This is a genomic window from Peribacillus sp. NPDC056705, from assembly GCF_043656335.1.
The window spans coordinates 126217-142580 of record NZ_JBHTYI010000004.1; the positions used below are offsets into that span (position 1 = coordinate 126217).

Annotated in this window: 13 protein-coding genes and 1 riboswitch; of the genes, 11 read left to right on the forward strand and 2 right to left on the reverse strand. The window is 40.9% G+C overall.

The window, feature by feature from the left end:
- Positions 1 to 42 precede the first annotated feature (42 nt).
- The 11 genes from ACFRAK_RS07320 (at position 43) to ACFRAK_RS07370 (ending at position 14450) form a co-directional block, all read left to right on the forward strand.
- Positions 43 to 1707, forward strand: a complete 1665-nt coding sequence (locus ACFRAK_RS07320) for a DUF6044 family protein (protein ID WP_394571592.1) — start codon at positions 43 to 45, stop codon at positions 1705 to 1707.
- Between the two features lie 15 nt (positions 1708 to 1722).
- Positions 1723 to 2745 (forward strand): glycosyltransferase family 2 protein, encoded by a 1023-nt coding sequence (locus ACFRAK_RS07325; RefSeq protein WP_387596882.1) that lies wholly within the window; start codon positions 1723 to 1725, stop codon positions 2743 to 2745.
- Positions 2705 to 3160 (forward strand): GtrA family protein, encoded by a 456-nt coding sequence (locus tag ACFRAK_RS07330; protein ID WP_387596880.1) that lies wholly within the window; start codon positions 2705 to 2707, stop codon positions 3158 to 3160. Before ACFRAK_RS07325 ends, ACFRAK_RS07330 begins: the two co-directional genes overlap by 41 nt.
- Before the next feature lie 366 nt (positions 3161 to 3526).
- A riboswitch (cyclic di-AMP (ydaO/yuaA leader) is annotated at positions 3527 to 3671 on the forward strand.
- A 130-nt stretch (positions 3672 to 3801) separates the two neighbouring features.
- The gene (locus ACFRAK_RS07335; protein WP_394571482.1) at positions 3802 to 5628 is read left to right on the forward strand and encodes an APC family permease; all 1827 of its coding nucleotides are present in this window, start codon (positions 3802 to 3804) and stop codon (positions 5626 to 5628) included.
- An 820-nt stretch (positions 5629 to 6448) separates the two neighbouring features.
- Positions 6449 to 7294, forward strand: coding sequence for a helix-turn-helix domain-containing protein (locus ACFRAK_RS07340; RefSeq protein ID WP_387596874.1), 846 nt, complete (start codon positions 6449 to 6451; stop codon positions 7292 to 7294).
- Between the two features lie 170 nt (positions 7295 to 7464).
- The gene (locus ACFRAK_RS07345) at positions 7465 to 8937 is read left to right on the forward strand and encodes an aldehyde dehydrogenase family protein (protein WP_260284373.1); all 1473 of its coding nucleotides are present in this window, start codon (positions 7465 to 7467) and stop codon (positions 8935 to 8937) included.
- A gap of 76 nt (positions 8938 to 9013) precedes the next feature.
- Positions 9014 to 9964: a DMT family transporter gene (locus ACFRAK_RS07350; protein ID WP_387596869.1), complete on the forward strand. Its 951-nt coding sequence runs from the start codon at positions 9014 to 9016 to the stop codon at positions 9962 to 9964.
- An 85-nt stretch (positions 9965 to 10049) separates the two neighbouring features.
- Positions 10050 to 12002 carry a primary-amine oxidase gene (locus tag ACFRAK_RS07355; protein ID WP_387596866.1) on the forward strand — a complete coding sequence of 651 codons (1953 nt, stop codon included), beginning with the start codon at positions 10050 to 10052 and terminating at the stop codon, positions 12000 to 12002.
- A gap of 36 nt (positions 12003 to 12038) precedes the next feature.
- Entirely contained in the window at positions 12039 to 12620 is a 582-nt protein-coding gene (locus tag ACFRAK_RS07360) for a hypothetical protein (RefSeq protein WP_394571483.1), read from the forward strand.
- 170 nt (positions 12621 to 12790) lie between these two features.
- Positions 12791 to 13645 (forward strand): RhaT/GlcU family sugar-proton symporter, encoded by an 855-nt coding sequence (locus tag ACFRAK_RS07365; protein WP_387596861.1) that lies wholly within the window; start codon positions 12791 to 12793, stop codon positions 13643 to 13645.
- A 19-nt stretch (positions 13646 to 13664) separates the two neighbouring features.
- On the forward strand, positions 13665 to 14450 hold the full coding sequence (locus tag ACFRAK_RS07370; RefSeq protein ID WP_387596858.1) for a glucose 1-dehydrogenase: 786 nt from the start codon (positions 13665 to 13667) through the stop codon (positions 14448 to 14450).
- A gap of 70 nt (positions 14451 to 14520) precedes the next feature.
- Here the strand turns inward: ACFRAK_RS07370 and ACFRAK_RS07375 are convergent, their stop codons facing one another.
- Positions 14521 to 15066, reverse strand: a complete 546-nt coding sequence (locus ACFRAK_RS07375) for an NADPH-dependent FMN reductase (protein WP_192203455.1) — start codon at positions 15064 to 15066, stop codon at positions 14521 to 14523.
- A 106-nt stretch (positions 15067 to 15172) separates the two neighbouring features.
- A complete protein-coding gene (locus ACFRAK_RS07380; RefSeq protein ID WP_394571484.1) occupies positions 15173 to 16141 on the reverse strand; it encodes a bile acid:sodium symporter family protein in 969 nt (322 codons plus the stop codon).
- Positions 16142 to 16364 lie beyond the last annotated feature (223 nt).

Genomic DNA, 16364 nt, shown 5'->3' on the forward strand with positions numbered 1-16364 from the left:
TTATGGATATATGAATTGAGTCAAGAGGTGTATATTTTGCCAATTGAAAATCAAGAGAGAGTTCAAATCCTTTTTGCCTTACTCGTCATTGTTTTATATCTTTCTCCTTTATTCATCCTTGGGGAAAATGCGCATATTCGCGTACATGATAATTTGGATTCCAACCTTGCCTGGTATAAAGTCCTTTCAGAGAGCGGTGAGTTATTCGGTGCAATAGACGCCAAAATTCCCCAGATTATGAATGGGCTTCCTCGAAATGCATTTGGCAGTGAGTTCAGTATTATCGTGTGGCTTCATTCACTTTTTCCGACAATGGTCGCATATGCAATGAGCCAGGCATTAACAAGGTTTATTGCATTCTTTGGTATGTATATCCTATTAAAGAAACATTTGATTACAGGATCCCGATCAGGCTGGATTAGGGTTGGAACATCCTTAGCCTTTGCCCTTACCCCATTCTGGCCATCGGGAATGCTCAGTACACTTGGAATGCCGCTTGCACTTTGGGCTTTTTTGAATATTCGCAGCAAGGACCATTCTTGGAAGAATTATTTGGTCCTTACACTTTTACCGCTTTATTCAAGCATCGTGCTTGGCTTTTTCTTTTTCCTTGTTGCAATGGGGTTTCTTTGGCTAACGGATTTGATCAGGAAAAAAGGATGGAATATAACGTTTCTACTTTCAATCGTGTATATGACGGTCATTTTTGGAATGGTGGAGTATCGTTTGGTCGCTTCATTCATTTTTGATTCGGAGCCAAACAGCAGAGATGAGTATTTTCACGCAAGGCTGCCCCTCGAGTGGGTCATTAAACTTACATTCAAAAATTTCGTTCTTGGCCATACGCATGTCATGACTGTACATGCGCTTATCATTCTGCCGATTACCATTTTTGCCTTTTATATTATTCTGACCAAAAAACTGTGGAGACAGGAAAAGGTATATGTTTTTTTATTTTGCTTGAATTTTATCCTCTCAGCGTGGTACGCATTTTGGTTTTATAAAGGCTGGCTGCCTTTAACGGAAAGGTTTCACACCCTGGATACCTTTAATTTTGCCAGATTTCACTTCTTAAGGCCGATGGTCATTTACGTGGGGTTTGCCCTCGCGATAAAGATCATTTGGGAACACAGTGATTATGCTAAGAAAACCCTTTCTATTTTCATCGCCGTTCAAATTATGATCTTAATGGGATTCAATGAGGAAATCACTCATAATAAAAAACCTTCTTTTAAAGAGTTCTATTCAGTAAGCCTTTTTCGGGAAATAAAAGATCATATTGGCCTTCCGCAGGAAGAATATCGTGTTGCCAGCATTGGGCTGCATCCTGCAATTGCACAATTTAATGGATTTTACACGCTAGATAGCTATAACAATTTCTATCCGCTTACTTACAAACATCAATTTCGTCAAATAATTGAAAACGAATTGGCTAAGAATAAAGACATCAGAATCTACTTTGATGAATGGGGAGGACGTTGTTACCTCTTTGCCGATGAGCTTGGGAAGCATTATATGTTCAAGAAAAGCTCGAAGAAAGAGCTGGAAAATTTAGACCTTAATATGGATGCGTTTAAAGGATTAGGTGGCAAGTATATATTTTCTGCCATACCAATTAACAACGCGGAGGAAAACGGATTGGTACTAGATAGGATTTTCACAAAAAAAGGAAGTGTATGGAAAATTTATTTATACAGAGTCATGTAAAAAGGGGGGAATAGAGTGAATTCACCGATACTGACGATTGTTGTACCTTGTTATAACGAAGAAAGCGTATTGCAGGATACCATTTCCCAGCTTTGTGGATTGGTGAGGGGGTTAGTCGAAGAAAACGTTGTTTCTGGTCAAAGTAAAATTCTATTGGTTGACGATGGAAGTAAAGATCAAACATGGAAGATCATTTATAAGGAAACGATTAATAATGAATTTGTTCGTGGGCTAAAGCTTTCCCGTAATGCAGGACATCAAAATGCACTCCTGGCAGGATTGTTTACAGCTAAAGAAGCCTCGGATTGTGTGATTTCCATTGATGCAGATTTACAAGATGATATTCAAGTCATCCCTGAATTCATCCGGAAATTCAATGAAGGATGTGAAATTGTATACGGTGTCCGCCAAAAAAGGGACCTTGATTCATTTTTCAAACGAACATCTGCAACTGGTTTTTATAAAATGATGAACAAGATGGGGGTTAACCTTGTCTATAATCATGCGGATTTCCGGCTAATGAGTAAAAGGGCGATCGCGGAGTTGGAACGATTTGATGAAACGAATCTTTTTTTACGGGGAATCGTACCGCTTATTGGGTTTAAGACGGACTCTGTTTATTATGATCGAAAAGAAAGATTGGCTGGGGAAACGAAATATCCATTTAAGAAAATGGTTGCTTTTGCGCTTGATGGCATTACTTCCTTTTCAGTTACACCGATTCGGCTTGTATTATGGCTAGGATGTCTTTCATTTTTCATTAGCTTACTCTTTGGGTCTTACTTTTTATGGTTAAAGTTTTATGGGCAGACCGAGACTGGATGGACTTCATTAATCACCTCCATATGGTTGATCGGTGGCCTGCAGTTGATTGCTGTCGGCTTGATTGGGGAATATATCGGTAAAATCTATAATGAATCCAAACGCCGGCCTAAATATATAGTTGATCTGGACCTATTTAATCCGCTCGATTTAAAAAAACGGGAGCAACTAGACAATGAACGGAACAATATTGAAAAACTATCTAAAACACACTAACTCCTTTATTCGCTTTTTATTGGTTGGGATAGTCAATACTGCGCTTGGACTTTCCCTTATGCTTTTTCTCATGAATGTTCTTGAATTATCTTACTGGCTCTCCACCTTTATCGGTAATGGTACGGGAGCTGTAACGAGTTTTCTTTTGAACAGGACTTTTACCTTTAAAAGTGATATAGAATGGCGGAGAGGAGTTGCACGTTTCTTTTGCGTCATCCTGATCTGTTATTCCGCCGCATATTCTTTAGGCCAAGCTATTGCGGAATCAATGGAAGGATCCGTTCATTTACCCATACAACAAAATGTGGCTGTGATGATAGGAGCCATTTTTTACACAGTTCTCAACTATATTGGCCAGAAATACTTTGTCTTTAAAAAAAGCAATTTGAGGCCAATTCAAGAAGGCAGGAACTAATTAGGATGGAGCAGGAGCAGTGGGATAATGCCCCCGATTGGACGGGAATTAAAGTGGAATCGGAAAGAGGAAATCAATGCAAGTATAACGACTCAAGCTGGGGGCAGAACTGTTTCACTTCATCCTTCATACTCTTCAAGTGGCAATCATTTATTCCTTTTATGACCATCCTTTGTTCATTCACTCCTTGTTTTTTTCTTTTTGGACGTTTATTTACCTCCGTTCCTCCCTTCGAACCATGTGTTTGCATGACTTATGTAATATACGTCAAGAATAAAACCTCGCATACAAAAAAAAATTATATTTCTGTGCAAAATTTTCATTTACATTTCCATTTCACGGGAGTATGATAATCAACAGTTTCATATTTCTAAATCGCTTAAACCTTATGGTGCGGGGGACCCGGTATTGGGATTGTTACTACAATCCAAGGGGTGAATCCTTTCAAGGTAGGGCTACTCTTAGGTCCGAATCCGACAGCTAACCTCGTAAGCGTTATATGAGAAGGAAGGTGGAGCTTGTTAGACAAAAAAATTGATGTCTACAGGTCTATTTAGTTATGACTTGTAGGCATTTTTCCATTTCTTCTTGTATTTTGATACAGCTGGGTAACTTAAATTTAATATGGTGGTGAATACTTGATGTTATCTTCTATAAAGAGATTTTTGATTGGGAGACCTTTAAAATCAAATGCACTTGGTGAACAAAAGCTTAACAAAACAAAGGCTTTGGCGATATTATCTTCTGATGCTTTGTCTTCTGTTGCTTATGGACCTGAGCAAATATTGATCGTTCTGATCACTGTCGGTGCTGCAGCATTTTGGTATTCCCTCCCTATCGCAATCGGAGTATTGATCCTGTTAACCGCCTTGATCTTGTCCTATAGACAGATCATTTTCGCTTATCCGCATGGCGGGGGGGCATATGTGGTTTCAAAAAACAATTTGGGAGTCAATCCAGGGCTGATAGCTGGAGGATCCTTATTGGTGGATTATATATTAACTGTGGCTGTTAGTGTTTCTGCAGGTACGGATGCAATCACGTCCGCTTTTCCCGGCCTGCATTCATATAATGTCATCATAGCCATCATTTTCGTCATTCTGCTTACAATCCTGAACTTGCGGGGGGTTACGGAGTCGGCCTCTGTTTTGGCTTATCCGGTGTACCTATTCGTTTTAGCATTGTTCATCTTGATTGGTGTCGGGATTTACAAGATTTTTACAGGTGAAGTTTCACCTGAATTGCACACGCCCGTCGGGACTCCGGTAGCGGGCATCAGTTTATTCATACTGCTAAGAGCATTTGCGTCAGGGAGCTCCGCATTGACAGGAGTCGAAGCTATTTCCAATGCAATCCCGAACTTTAAAGATCCGGCTCCGAATAATGCGGCGAAAACTTTAATAGCGATGGGTTCCTTATTAGCTGTATTATTTTCGGGAATCGTATTCTTAGCCTATTATTTAAGTATCGTCCCGAGCGCAGAGGTAACGGTCGTCTCCCAGGTTGCTGAAGAGATCTTTGGACGGAATTTCATGTATTTCTTCATTCAAGGTACGACTGCCTTGATCTTGATACTTGCGGCCAATACTGGCTATTCGGCCTTCCCTCTGCTTGCAGTAAATCTAGCGAAGGATAAATTCATACCGAGGGCGTTTACGATCAGAGGGGACCGATTAGGGTATTCCAATGGAATAATCATACTGGGACTTGCCTCGATCATCTTAATAGTCTCATTTGAAGGACATACAGAAAATCTCATTCCGCTTTATGCTGTAGGGGTATTCATTCCATTTACTCTGTCCCAGAGCGGTATGATTGTTAAATGGATCCGCGAAAAGCCAAAAGGCTGGATGTTGAAATTAACCATTAATTCAATTGGTGCCATTATTAGCTTTATCGTCACGATGATATTCTTCTTGACCAAGTTTACTCAGGTTTGGCCTGTTTTGATTTTTATACCTATTATCCTGTTAATTTTTCATCGAATCAGAAAGCATTATGAAGCAGTTGGTGACCAACTAAGGATTACAACATGTGAGCCGATCTTGCCAATTGAAGGAAATATCATTATCGTACCTGTTGCCGGGATAACTCATGTGGTCGAGAACTCTTTAAATTATGCAAAATCTCTTTCAGCGCATCAAGTCATTGCCGTTTATGTTGCTTTTGAAAGAGAAGATGAAAAGAAATTCGAAGAAAAATGGAAAAAGTGGCAGCAGGATGTCCGACTGGTTACACTGAATTCTTATTACAGAAGTATCATTCAGCCATTAACAAAATTCGTGGATACGGTTGAACATAAGGCGAGTGAATCCAATTATAAAGTTACGGTGATCATCCCCCAATTCATTCCGAAAAAGGGCTGGCACAATATTCTTCATAACCAATCAAGTTTACTGATCCGTGCCTACTTACTTTATAGAAGGAATGTGGTTGTTACGACTGTGCCATATCATTTGAAGAAGTAAGTTACAGTATGTAAGAAATATAGAAGCCCAGACTGCAGGCAAACTTGAACTGCCTCGTAAATGTTAGACACCAAACTAACATTTATGGGGTGTTTTTTTATAGCTTGTACATATTGGGCGTTTATTTCAGCTCCAGGCACTCGCTTTCCGCAGGCGGTCCTGAAGCGTCCTCGGCTTGCGCCTTCGTGGGTCTCCCTTATGGATGCGCTTTTCCCGCAGGAGTCTCGCACACCCACTCCAATCAACTTGGTTATACATTTAATTTAGAAACCAAACCTGGGGATTTGAAGGTGTTGCTTAGGGGCAGTTGTTTCCTTCATTTGATGAAAGAGTCGTTTTCCTAACTCCTTATGTCTACAAACTGATAGGAAGCCTAAATATGGTTTTCTTTTTTTATAATCTTATAAATAAAAAGACAGTCCCTACAGACTCTTTTCTTGAAGGAGAACATTAATTAAAAACTCATTAAATTCACAATAACGATTAATGCTAATGAAACCTATACAAGAAAAAGGATTGCAGTAAGATGTGGGGATAAGGCATAATGATTTAAATTTTTTCAGTCAAAAGGATTTTGGAAATACTTGTCGAAAATTATAAAAACAACGCTCATGTTGATAATAGCCAGGCATGGGAAGAATGATGAACGGCTCTCCGGAAACGCGAAGAAATGTGGATGTAGTAAATCCCTAATTGCAAGCCAAGCTAAGGGAAAGCATGAAAGTCATTGTATCAATGTTGCGAAATTATCACTGCTTGCAAAAGTTTCAAGGGTAAAGGGACTGGGTGACAATGCAATATAAAAGGAGCGTGATGGTAGTTGAACATCATTCAGAATTTCAATACCTTCGACTATTTTCCATTCCAGCCGGAATTTGAGATTCTATCGGATTACTATATAGAATATAAACAAAGAAATTCTGACCATTCAACTACATTATTCTATCAATTTAAAATCAATCGGGATTTAATGAATCCAATGTCCGTCATTCCCGATGGGTGCATCGACATATTATTTTATTGCGATCCCGATAGCCCCTCCGCAGATGTATGCGGGAGTGTCCTCAAGTACAAAACGATAAACTTTAAGGCTAATTGTGAATATTTCGGTGTGAGGTTTTTGCCTAAGCAGGAAACCCAGCATTTTAAATATTCCATGAAGGAGGTAATCAATCGCCAAATCCCCTTAGCCGATATGGTGAAAATTGGACCTACCATTATGGAAAGGTTAATAAATGAACGGGATTTTCGTAGAAGAATAAAGCTGTTCAAAGAAGAAATAGGGATTAATATTTTTGCGTGTAATGAGTTGCCTGCCATTATAGAATATTCCTTGGACAAAATATACTCTTCTAAAGGAAATGTAAATATGAATCAATTAGCCGCTGAGACCGGATACTCTACAAGGTACTTGCGAAAGCAATTCGATGCCCATGTAGGGATGCCGCCCAAATTATTCAGCCAAATAGTGAGGTTCCAAAACTCCCTGCATATGTTATTGAACAAACGGGCCTTTACAGTTTGGGATGTGATTAATGAGAATGGATATTTTGATCAATCACATTTAATTAATGAATTTAAAAAATTTGGTTATATGACTCCTAATGAATTCATCGATGCCGTTTCAGGAAATTGTCAAACCCAATATAAAGTTATTGATATATAGTGATTACATTGGAAAGATCCCGTTCATACGAGATCTTTTTTTGTTTGGTTTTAATCCATAGCTTAAATATTCTGAATGTTCCGCTTTTTACAATAAAAAAATAATGCGCAGCCTTATTCTTTTAATAGATATACGATTGTTGAGATTCCACTAGAAAGGGGAAACGATGGATGGGGAAAAAATATCAATTGTTCATTGAGGGGCGATGGGTTGATTCATTATCCGGAAGAACATTTGAATCACTTAATCCTGCAACAGATGAAGTGAATGCTGTAGTTGCCGAGGCTGGTCCGGAAGATGTCGATTTAGCGGTAAAAGCTGCACGAAGGGCGTTTGAATCTGGCCCATGGGCCGAAATGGCGCCGGGGGATAGGGGAAGGTTACTGAATAAAGTGGCACAGGCACTGTGGGAGAAAGCTGATATGCTGGCCGAAGTCGAATCACAAGATAACGGGCTGCCAATCAATGAAACAAAATTCATTGCGATGCCAGCCATGATAGATGTACTCGAATTTTATGCGGGGTTAGCAAATAAAGTCCAGGGAAGTACCCTTGCTTCTCCTAATAACCGGTTCAATTATACCTTGAAGGAGCCAATCGGTGTCATAGGAGCCATAGTGCCTTGGAACTTTCCTCTTATGCTGACGATGTGGAAGCTAGCCCCTGCTTTAGCGGCAGGCAATACGATCGTGATCAAACCAGCTGAGCAAACTCCTGTAAGCATTCTGGAAATGGTTAAAATCTTTCAAGAAGTCGGTATTCCAGATGGAGTCATCAATGTTATTCCGGGATACGGGAAGATAGCGGGGGATGCCCTCTCATCACATCCGGACGTCGATAAAATCGCTTTTACGGGTTCAACGAATACTGGCCGCCTAATCATGCAGGCAGCAAGTAAGAACTTAAAACCAATCAGCCTTGAATTAGGGGGGAAATCACCAAATATCGTTTTTGATGATGCTTCCATCGAGAATGCAGTGAATGGATCCATGTTTGGTATCTTCTTCGCCCAAGGCCAAGTATGCGCCTCGGGTACAAGACTTTTTGTGCAGGAAAGCATATATGATCGATTCATGGATTCATTCGTGAAGAAAGCACAATCCATCCGTGTAGGGAATCCTTTAGATCAAACGACCCAAATGGGACCGCAAGTTTCTTTACAGCAACTGAACAAAATTCAACAGTACGTAGCGGCCGGACTTGAACAGGGAGCTAATCTTGTCATGGGCGGCGAAAGAAACACGATGGCAGGAAAAGGCTATTTTTTCACGCCCACCGTTTTTGAGAATGTCACCAATGATATGACAATTGCCCGGGAAGAAATTTTTGGACCGGTTTTGTCGGTCATCAAGTTCAAAGATGAAGAGGATGCATTGAACAAGGCAAATGACAGCTTGTATGGGTTGGCTTCAGGTTTATGGACCAATGATTTAAAACGGGCGCACCGTATGGTAAGGGGGTTAAAAGCGGGGACGGTGTATGTGAACACGTTTAGCATGCTTGATAGCACAGCCCCTTTTGGCGGCAGGAAGCAAAGCGGTTTTGGAAGGGAACTGGGCATCCAAGCGATGGATATGTATACGGAAACAAAAAATGTGTGGATTGATTTGAATGAGCAAGGCTTGAACTGGTATGGAGTTTAAGGGCAGGGATTTGATCAGCTCTTCTCACGGGTACTGGCTTAAGTTGGATTTCCTGCTATCCGCTTGATAAATCCGTATGATTGGGGTGGGTTTACTGAATATTGGCTATCTCTTCATCATATTGAATATGATTGTTTTAGGTCTTTCAATCCCGGCCGGCAGTGTAGCAATGGCAACCATCCCCGTATGGCTGTTTACGGCCATGACGCTTGGCATCGCCTGTATGATCTTACTGCCAGCAGCGAAAATATACGAAAGAATCAAGTGGAAAGGGATAGGATATAAAACGTACTTCGGGATATTCATGCAATCCCTTTTTACCGTTACATTATATACGGTCTTCCTGTTATATGGTTTGAAATATTCTAGTGTGATAGCGGCTGGAATCATAAATAGTATGGTGCCAGCCGTAACGCTGGTTCTTTCCTTCATATTATTGGGAGAGAGATTGAACATCCGTAAGGGCATAGCCATCATGCTAGCTGTTTCAGCTGTTCTGGTAATGGAGCTCGCAGGTGCGAGTACTGAGGGGGAATCCAGTGCATTAGGGATTGCTTTCATGATATTGGCTGTTGTGTCATTGGGCTTGTTTTTTGTATATGCCAAGAAATTCGCAGTGGATGTGCCACCGGTGACAATGGCAGCAGGACTGTGCTTAATGGGGTTTCTAACTACGCTGCCGATGGCCATTCATGAGGCGATATCTTTTGATTGGGGAAAAATGACGCTTGGTTTATGGGGAGCTGTCATAGCCTATACCTTGCTTGGGTGGGTATTTGCTTATATTTTCACGTACTTAGGAATTTCAAAGGTTCCAGCAAGCACCATCGGGATGGCAACGGCAATCATCCCGATTACTGCAATGCTATATGCCGTGTTATTCCTGGGCGATAAATTACGAAACGTCGATATCATTGCGACTGTTTTATTAATACTATCGATATTCATTGCAGAATCAAAAGAAAGTGTAAAGGAAGGAAAAGAGTCCATGCCAGTTGTCGGGAAAGATGATGCGGTAGGCAAATAAAATTTGCATTTTATACACGAGTCACTTCGAGGGAAAGTTCACTTAATAGATAGAATGATATTTTAACTATAAGGGAGAGGTTAATATGGAAAAGATGTCTAGTATGAAAGTGAAGAGGGAAAATCACCCGCTTGATCCATTAACGGCCGAAGAACTTAAAGTGACGGTCCAGATTTTAAAACGTGATAAAGGATTGGATGACCATTACCGCTTTGCTAACATCAGCTTACTGGAACCTGCAAAATCCATTGTTCTGGGTTATCGGGAAGAAAAACGAATCAATAGAGAAGCATTCTGTATCATCCTTCATAATAAAGAGGGAAAAACATATGAGGCTGTAGTTTCCTTAACGGAAGGCAGCATAAGGTCATGGAAACTTATTCCGGGAGTGCAGCCCTCTATAATGGCTGATGAATTCATGGAGTGTCAGGAAGTCGTGAAAAGCCACCCTGAGATGATGAAAGCCTTTGCCAAAAGAGGGCTTACGAATATGGATGATATCATGGTCGATCCATGGTCAGCAGGGAATTTTGGAATCGAAGAGGAAGTGGATGTACGAATCGTCAGGGCTTTATGTTATTACCGTACATCATTATATGATAATGGGTATGCTCGTCCCATTTCAGGATTATATGTCCTTGTAGACTTAAATAAGATGGAAGTCATCAAGATTGTGGATAAAGGTGTCATACCATTTCCGCCGCTTGATGGAAATTATACACCTGATCAAGTAGGTAACATGAGGCAGGATGTTAAACCTTTGGAAATAGTCCAACCAAAAGGACCAAGTTTCACGACGGAAGGCCATGTGATAGATTGGCAAAAATGGAAAATCCGTTTTGGTTTCAACTCCCGTGAAGGTCTTGTCCTTCATACGGTCAGTTACAATGATGATGGAGTGCAGCGGCCAATCCTGTATCGAGCTTCTTTATCCGAGATGGTGGTCCCTTATGGCGATCCAACAGATCCGGTGAACAGGAACAATGCTTTCGATGCAGGTGAATACGGCATTGGCATGTTGGCGAATTCACTTGAACTCGGGTGTGACTGCCTAGGTGAGATAAAGTACTTTGACGCGAATCTGGTGGATAGTAAAGGGAATGTAATTCATATTAAAAATGCAATTTGTTTACATGAGGAGGATTTTGGAATCGGGTGGAAACATACGGATTGGAGGACAGGTCATGTTGAAGTTCGCCGTTCAAGAAGATTGGTCCTATCGAGCATTTCGACAGTTGGAAATTACGAATATGGATTTTATTGGTATTTCTTTCAGGATGGGACGATACAGTTTGAAGTGAAATTGACAGGCATATTGCATACACAAGCCATCGAACCTGACCGGAAGCACCCTCATGGCAATTTGGTTGCACCTCAATTATTTGCTGCACACCATCAGCATTTCTTTAATATGAGGCTTGATATGATGGTTGATGGAATTAAAAATTCGGTTTATGAAGTCAATACAAAAAGTATGGAAAAAGGACCGGGCAACCCATATGGAAATGGCTTCTACCCAGTTTCGACTTTGCTTAAAAATGAATCCGAGGCGGTTCGGGACCTTGATTTGCGTACAGCGCGCTTCTGGAAAATCGTCAATCCATCAAAAACGAATATATTGGGAGAGCCGGTTGGTTATAAATTGTTTGCCGGGGAGAACTGTTTCCCGTTCGCCCATGATGATTCGCCCTTATTAAAACGGGCTGGATTTTTAAAACATCATTTTTGGGTGACTCCATTCGACCCTGAAGAACAGTTTGCATCAGGGAGATACCCAAACCAACATGCAGGTGGGGAAGGGTTGGAAGAGTGGGTTAAAGCCGAGCGCTCCATTGAAAATGAAGATGTGGTGGTCTGGTATAACATGGGCCACCATCATATAACCCGACCTGAAGATTGGCCAGTCATGCCTACCGCTTATATTAGCTTCATTTTGAAACCGACGGGCTTTTTCAATCGGAATCCAGCTCTTGACGTGCCTCCCTCAAAACCAAAGAATTCAGCTTGCCAGATGGGCGGTAATTCTTCCTGTCATTAAAAATGAATCGTTTCACTATTGCTCGTGAAGGGGGAAATGAATCGCATGCTGCTGCTGACCAGTTTTATGATAGTCATGGCATATACAGTTTACTTTTCTAAAAAAGCTCATCAGAAAAAAGAGCATATTGGTGTTAGCCTGGGAAAATGCATGGTCATGATGTTAAGCATGACCACAAGTTTAACCTTGAGTTTAATTCTGTCATTCCTGTTGCCCGGCAGGCTGGCGGTTTTAACCGTCCTGGCTATCGCAATATGTGCAGTGGCAGCAGCAATCATCGGAAGGCCTTTCGGTTTAACAGCGGTTATGGAATCTTTATCAACAACTCTGATGGGGGCAATGATGGGAGCCATGCTTGGGGTCATGCTGCCTCTTGATTCACAAACTTTCATGCTAGTTTCGATGGATCTGATCTACCTTGCCAGTATATTCTTTGTGACTTTTTATATAAAAAGAGAGGATGTAAAAGAACTAAAAAGGAGGGGATTTGCTCCTTTCTATCTGACCCTCTTGTTCTCCATCATCATTATCGGAACGACGGCTGTTTGGGAAAGTGATTATTTCAAGGTCGGTGATGATTCGGAAATGGACATGCAACATCATCAATATGGTGGGTAGCTGCAATAATGTCACTATCATCAAAAAGGGCTGCATCTGCAGCCCTTTTTGTGTTGGCGGAAACATTTCATAAAATTTCCAAGGGTCAATTCAAATAATGCGAACATATTAAAAGAAGACAAATTGAAATTTCCTGCTTAGTTTTGAACATACATATATGGGGGTTGTAAATGGATATATTATTAGCTCTCTTACCGGCATTATTCTGGGGAAGCATCGTTTTATTTAATGTGAAACTCGGGGGAGGACCCTATAGCCAAACACTAGGTACAACGATTGGCGCCTTGATTTTTTCAATTGGTGTTTATATTTTTGCAGATATTAAGTTGTCACTCCTGGTGTTTGGAGTCGGAGTCGTATCTGGATTGTTTTGGGCCGTTGGACAAGCTAATCAGCTTAAGAGCATTGATCTAATGGGAGTTTCCAAAACCATGCCAATATCAACAGGATTGCAGCTCATAGCAACCACTTTATTCGGGGTCATCGTTTTTAACGAATGGTCTACAAAGAAAGCGATTATTTTAGGCGTTTTGGCTTTAGTCTTCATTATTATAGGAATCGTCTTGACCTCCTTGGAAGATAAAGAATCGAAAGAGGGCAAGTCGGGAAACTTGAAGAAAGGAATCGTTATTCTCCTCATCTCGACATTCGGTTATTTGGTTTATGTGGTCGTGGCCCGTCTTTTTGATGTTGACGGGTGGTCAGCGTTGTTCCCTCAAGCGATAGGGATGGTGATAGGCGGTCTGTTATTGACTTTTAAACATAAACCGTTTAACAAATATACGATTCGCAATATCATTCCGGGATTGATATGGGCTGCAGGGAACATGTTTTTATTCATATCCCAGCCCCGTGTAGGCGTGGCTACTAGTTTTTCCCTTTCACAAATGGGTATAGTCATCTCAACTATTGGCGGGATCATCATTTTACGTGAAAAGAAAACGAAGCGCCAACTAATTGGAATTGTAATTGGAATTATCTTGATCATCATAGCTGGGATTATGCTCGGGCTGGCAAAAAGTTAATAATTGGAGGGTAATTAAAATGTATACAGATTTAGAAGGTAAAGTCGTTGTTATAACGGGTTCATCCACTGGTTTAGGAAAAGCGATGGCCATTCGCTTTGCTAAGGAAAAGGCAAAGGTCGTGGTTAATTATCGTACTAAATTAGAGGAAGCAGATAGTGTAATGGAAGAAATCAAAACAAGTGGTGGGGAAGCCATTGCAGTTAAAGGCGATGTCACCATTGAAGAAGATGTAATTAACCTTGTTCAATCAGCGGTAAATAATTTCGGGAAACTCGATATATTCATCAATAATGCAGGAATTGAAAATCCTGTTCCATCTCACGAGATGCCGTTAAGTGACTGGAATAAAGTTATTAATACCAATTTAACCGGAAATTTCCTTGGGTGCCGTGAAGCTATCAAGTATTTTGTCGAGAACGATATTAAAGGGAATGTTATAAACATGTCCAGTGTACATGAAATGATTCCCTGGCCTTTATTCGTTCACTATGCGGCAAGCAAGGGCGGGGTGAAGCTGCTTACGGAAACCTTGGCTCTTGAATATGCACCAAAAGGAATCCGTGTGAACAGCATTGGTCCCGGAGCCATCGCCACGCCAATAAATGCCGACAAGCTTGAAGATTCCGAAAAGAAAAAAGATCTTGAAAGCATGATTCCGATGGGGTATATCGGAAAGCCTGAAGAAATTGCTGCGGTTGCTGCATGGCTGGCATCTTCAGAGTCCAGTTATGTAACGGGCATCACTCTGTTCGCTGACGGGGGAATGACAAAATACCCTGCATTCCAAGCGGGAAGAGGATGAATGTAGTTTAATTTGATGCAATAAGAATCCCAGCAGGATCATTCCTGCTGGGATTCTTGTTAAACATGCATTAACGAGTATGATGATTATACCAGCTAATGAAGTTATCGACGACCGTATCGATAAACTGGACAGTCGACTCATGTGTAAGCTTGCCTTCGTTATCGATTTTGTCATGAACTGCACCAACATATACTTCATTTCCGGGAAGGAGCGGGGAGGAGATGCCTAATGCGAATAGGATCTCACGTAAATGCAATTGAGCTTTAACCGTTCCTAATTGCCCCATTGACGCACCCATGATCCATGAAGGTTTGCCGATCAAGACTTTATCGACACGTGATAACCAATCGATTGCATTACCCAATACGCCTGGAATCGTACCATTGTATTCAGGTGTTACCCACAAGACTGCATCTGCTTCAGCCACTTTGCTTTTAAATTCTTTTACAACTAATGGAGGGTCATTTTCAATATCTTGATCATAAAAAGGTAAATCCCGAATGGTCAAGATTTCGAGATCAAATCGATCTTGATATCTAGTTTGAATATATTTTGCTAGCTTAAGGTTGTAAGACTCTTTACGAATACTTCCCACTATTGCAACAACTTTCATCTTCAATACCTCCAAGGATTTGTAATGGATAATCATGTAAATGTGTTTCACTTACCTATTATAATTGTAATATAGATGAAAGGGAAAAAGGATGCTTGAGATATAATCATTCTGCGGATCGCCCTTCATTCACACCACGATGGAAATGCTTCTCCATGACATAGCCAAAAAAGGAGGCAAGCATTTGTTGAAACAGCATGCCAAGTACAACGGGAACAGCGACGGCAGCAGGAAAATAGGTTGTTGCAAGAACGGCTCCAGCACTGATGTTTCGCATACCGCCTGTAAATGTCAAGGTGATGATATCGGCCTTTTCCCATCTTAAAAATGCACCGGCCATCCAAGAAAGGGCATAACCTGAAGCTGCTATGAACAAAACCAGGAAGGCCATGATCATTAATTTCTTATCGAAATGGGTTAAGTAAGGAGCGATTTTTGAACTGTTCAATATGACTACGATTCCAACGCTTATCTTGGAAAATGGAGCTAAGCGGGGAGATAGTGTATATTGTATTCTCCCTTTTGTAGCCTGATTCAAGAACATGGCAAGCATGGAGGGAAGAACGACCATTCCGATTAATCCTTTCACAATCGACCCCAAATCCATTTCGATCGAACCGCCTCCAAGAAGGGAAACACTGTAAGGAACGATGAATGGCGAGAGAAGGGTGTCGATCAAGATGATGGTGAGGGCAAGTATGGCATTCCCATTATAAATGGATACCCAGATCATACTGGTGACACCGGTTGGAATCACTACAGCCAGGACTAGTCCGGTAATAGTGAAAGCATCACCATGAAACACTAAGTGGCCGAGACCAAAAGCCCAAATAGGCATGAGCATATGAAGGATGAGCAATACGATGAAAACTGGTAAAGGGTGGGTGACGGCCTGTTGCAAAGATTTAAAGTTGGAGCCTAAACTTCCGGAAAATGTAATGAAGGCGAATATCCATGGAACAAGAAAGGTGTAATCGATTAGATGTTCGGCCAATAATACCCCAATCACCACGCTTAACGGAGTGATGAGGGGCATGATTTTATCCATTTGTTCATTTATTTTTTTCAAAATCATTCATCCACTTCCTAAGCTATTCTATTAAGTAAGTTTACCATATTCCTAAAGAAATAATTTGTAAGACAAGTAATTTGTCTGTTTATTTTTGGAATAGTGAAAAGCATGTATTGGAAGGATTCATCGTTCCAAAAAGGATTTTCCCGATTATGTTCATTAACAAGAGATTTTGGCAGGTTTATTCGATGCATCGTTGTATATTCATCGAAAAATAGTTTAAAGT

Excerpts from the sequence above, each read along its gene's own strand:
- ACFRAK_RS07330 (WP_387596880.1), top strand. The coding sequence starts at position 2,705 with ATGAACGGAACAATATTGAAAAACTATCTAAAACACACTAACTCCTTT.
- ACFRAK_RS07335 (WP_394571482.1), top strand. The coding sequence starts at position 3,802 with ATGTTATCTTCTATAAAGAGATTTTTGATTGGGAGACCTTTAAAATCA.
- ACFRAK_RS07345 (WP_260284373.1), top strand. The coding sequence starts at position 7,465 with ATGGGGAAAAAATATCAATTGTTCATTGAGGGGCGATGGGTTGATTCA.
- ACFRAK_RS07350 (WP_387596869.1), top strand. The coding sequence starts at position 9,014 with ATGATTGGGGTGGGTTTACTGAATATTGGCTATCTCTTCATCATATTG.
- ACFRAK_RS07355 (WP_387596866.1), top strand. The coding sequence starts at position 10,050 with ATGGAAAAGATGTCTAGTATGAAAGTGAAGAGGGAAAATCACCCGCTT.
- ACFRAK_RS07360 (WP_394571483.1), top strand. The coding sequence starts at position 12,039 with ATGAATCGCATGCTGCTGCTGACCAGTTTTATGATAGTCATGGCATAT.
- ACFRAK_RS07365 (WP_387596861.1), top strand. The coding sequence starts at position 12,791 with ATGGATATATTATTAGCTCTCTTACCGGCATTATTCTGGGGAAGCATC.
- ACFRAK_RS07370 (WP_387596858.1), top strand. The coding sequence starts at position 13,665 with ATGTATACAGATTTAGAAGGTAAAGTCGTTGTTATAACGGGTTCATCC.
- ACFRAK_RS07375 (WP_192203455.1), bottom strand. The coding sequence starts at position 15,066 with ATGAAAGTTGTTGCAATAGTGGGAAGTATTCGTAAAGAGTCTTACAAC.
- ACFRAK_RS07380 (WP_394571484.1), bottom strand. The coding sequence starts at position 16,141 with ATGATTTTGAAAAAAATAAATGAACAAATGGATAAAATCATGCCCCTC.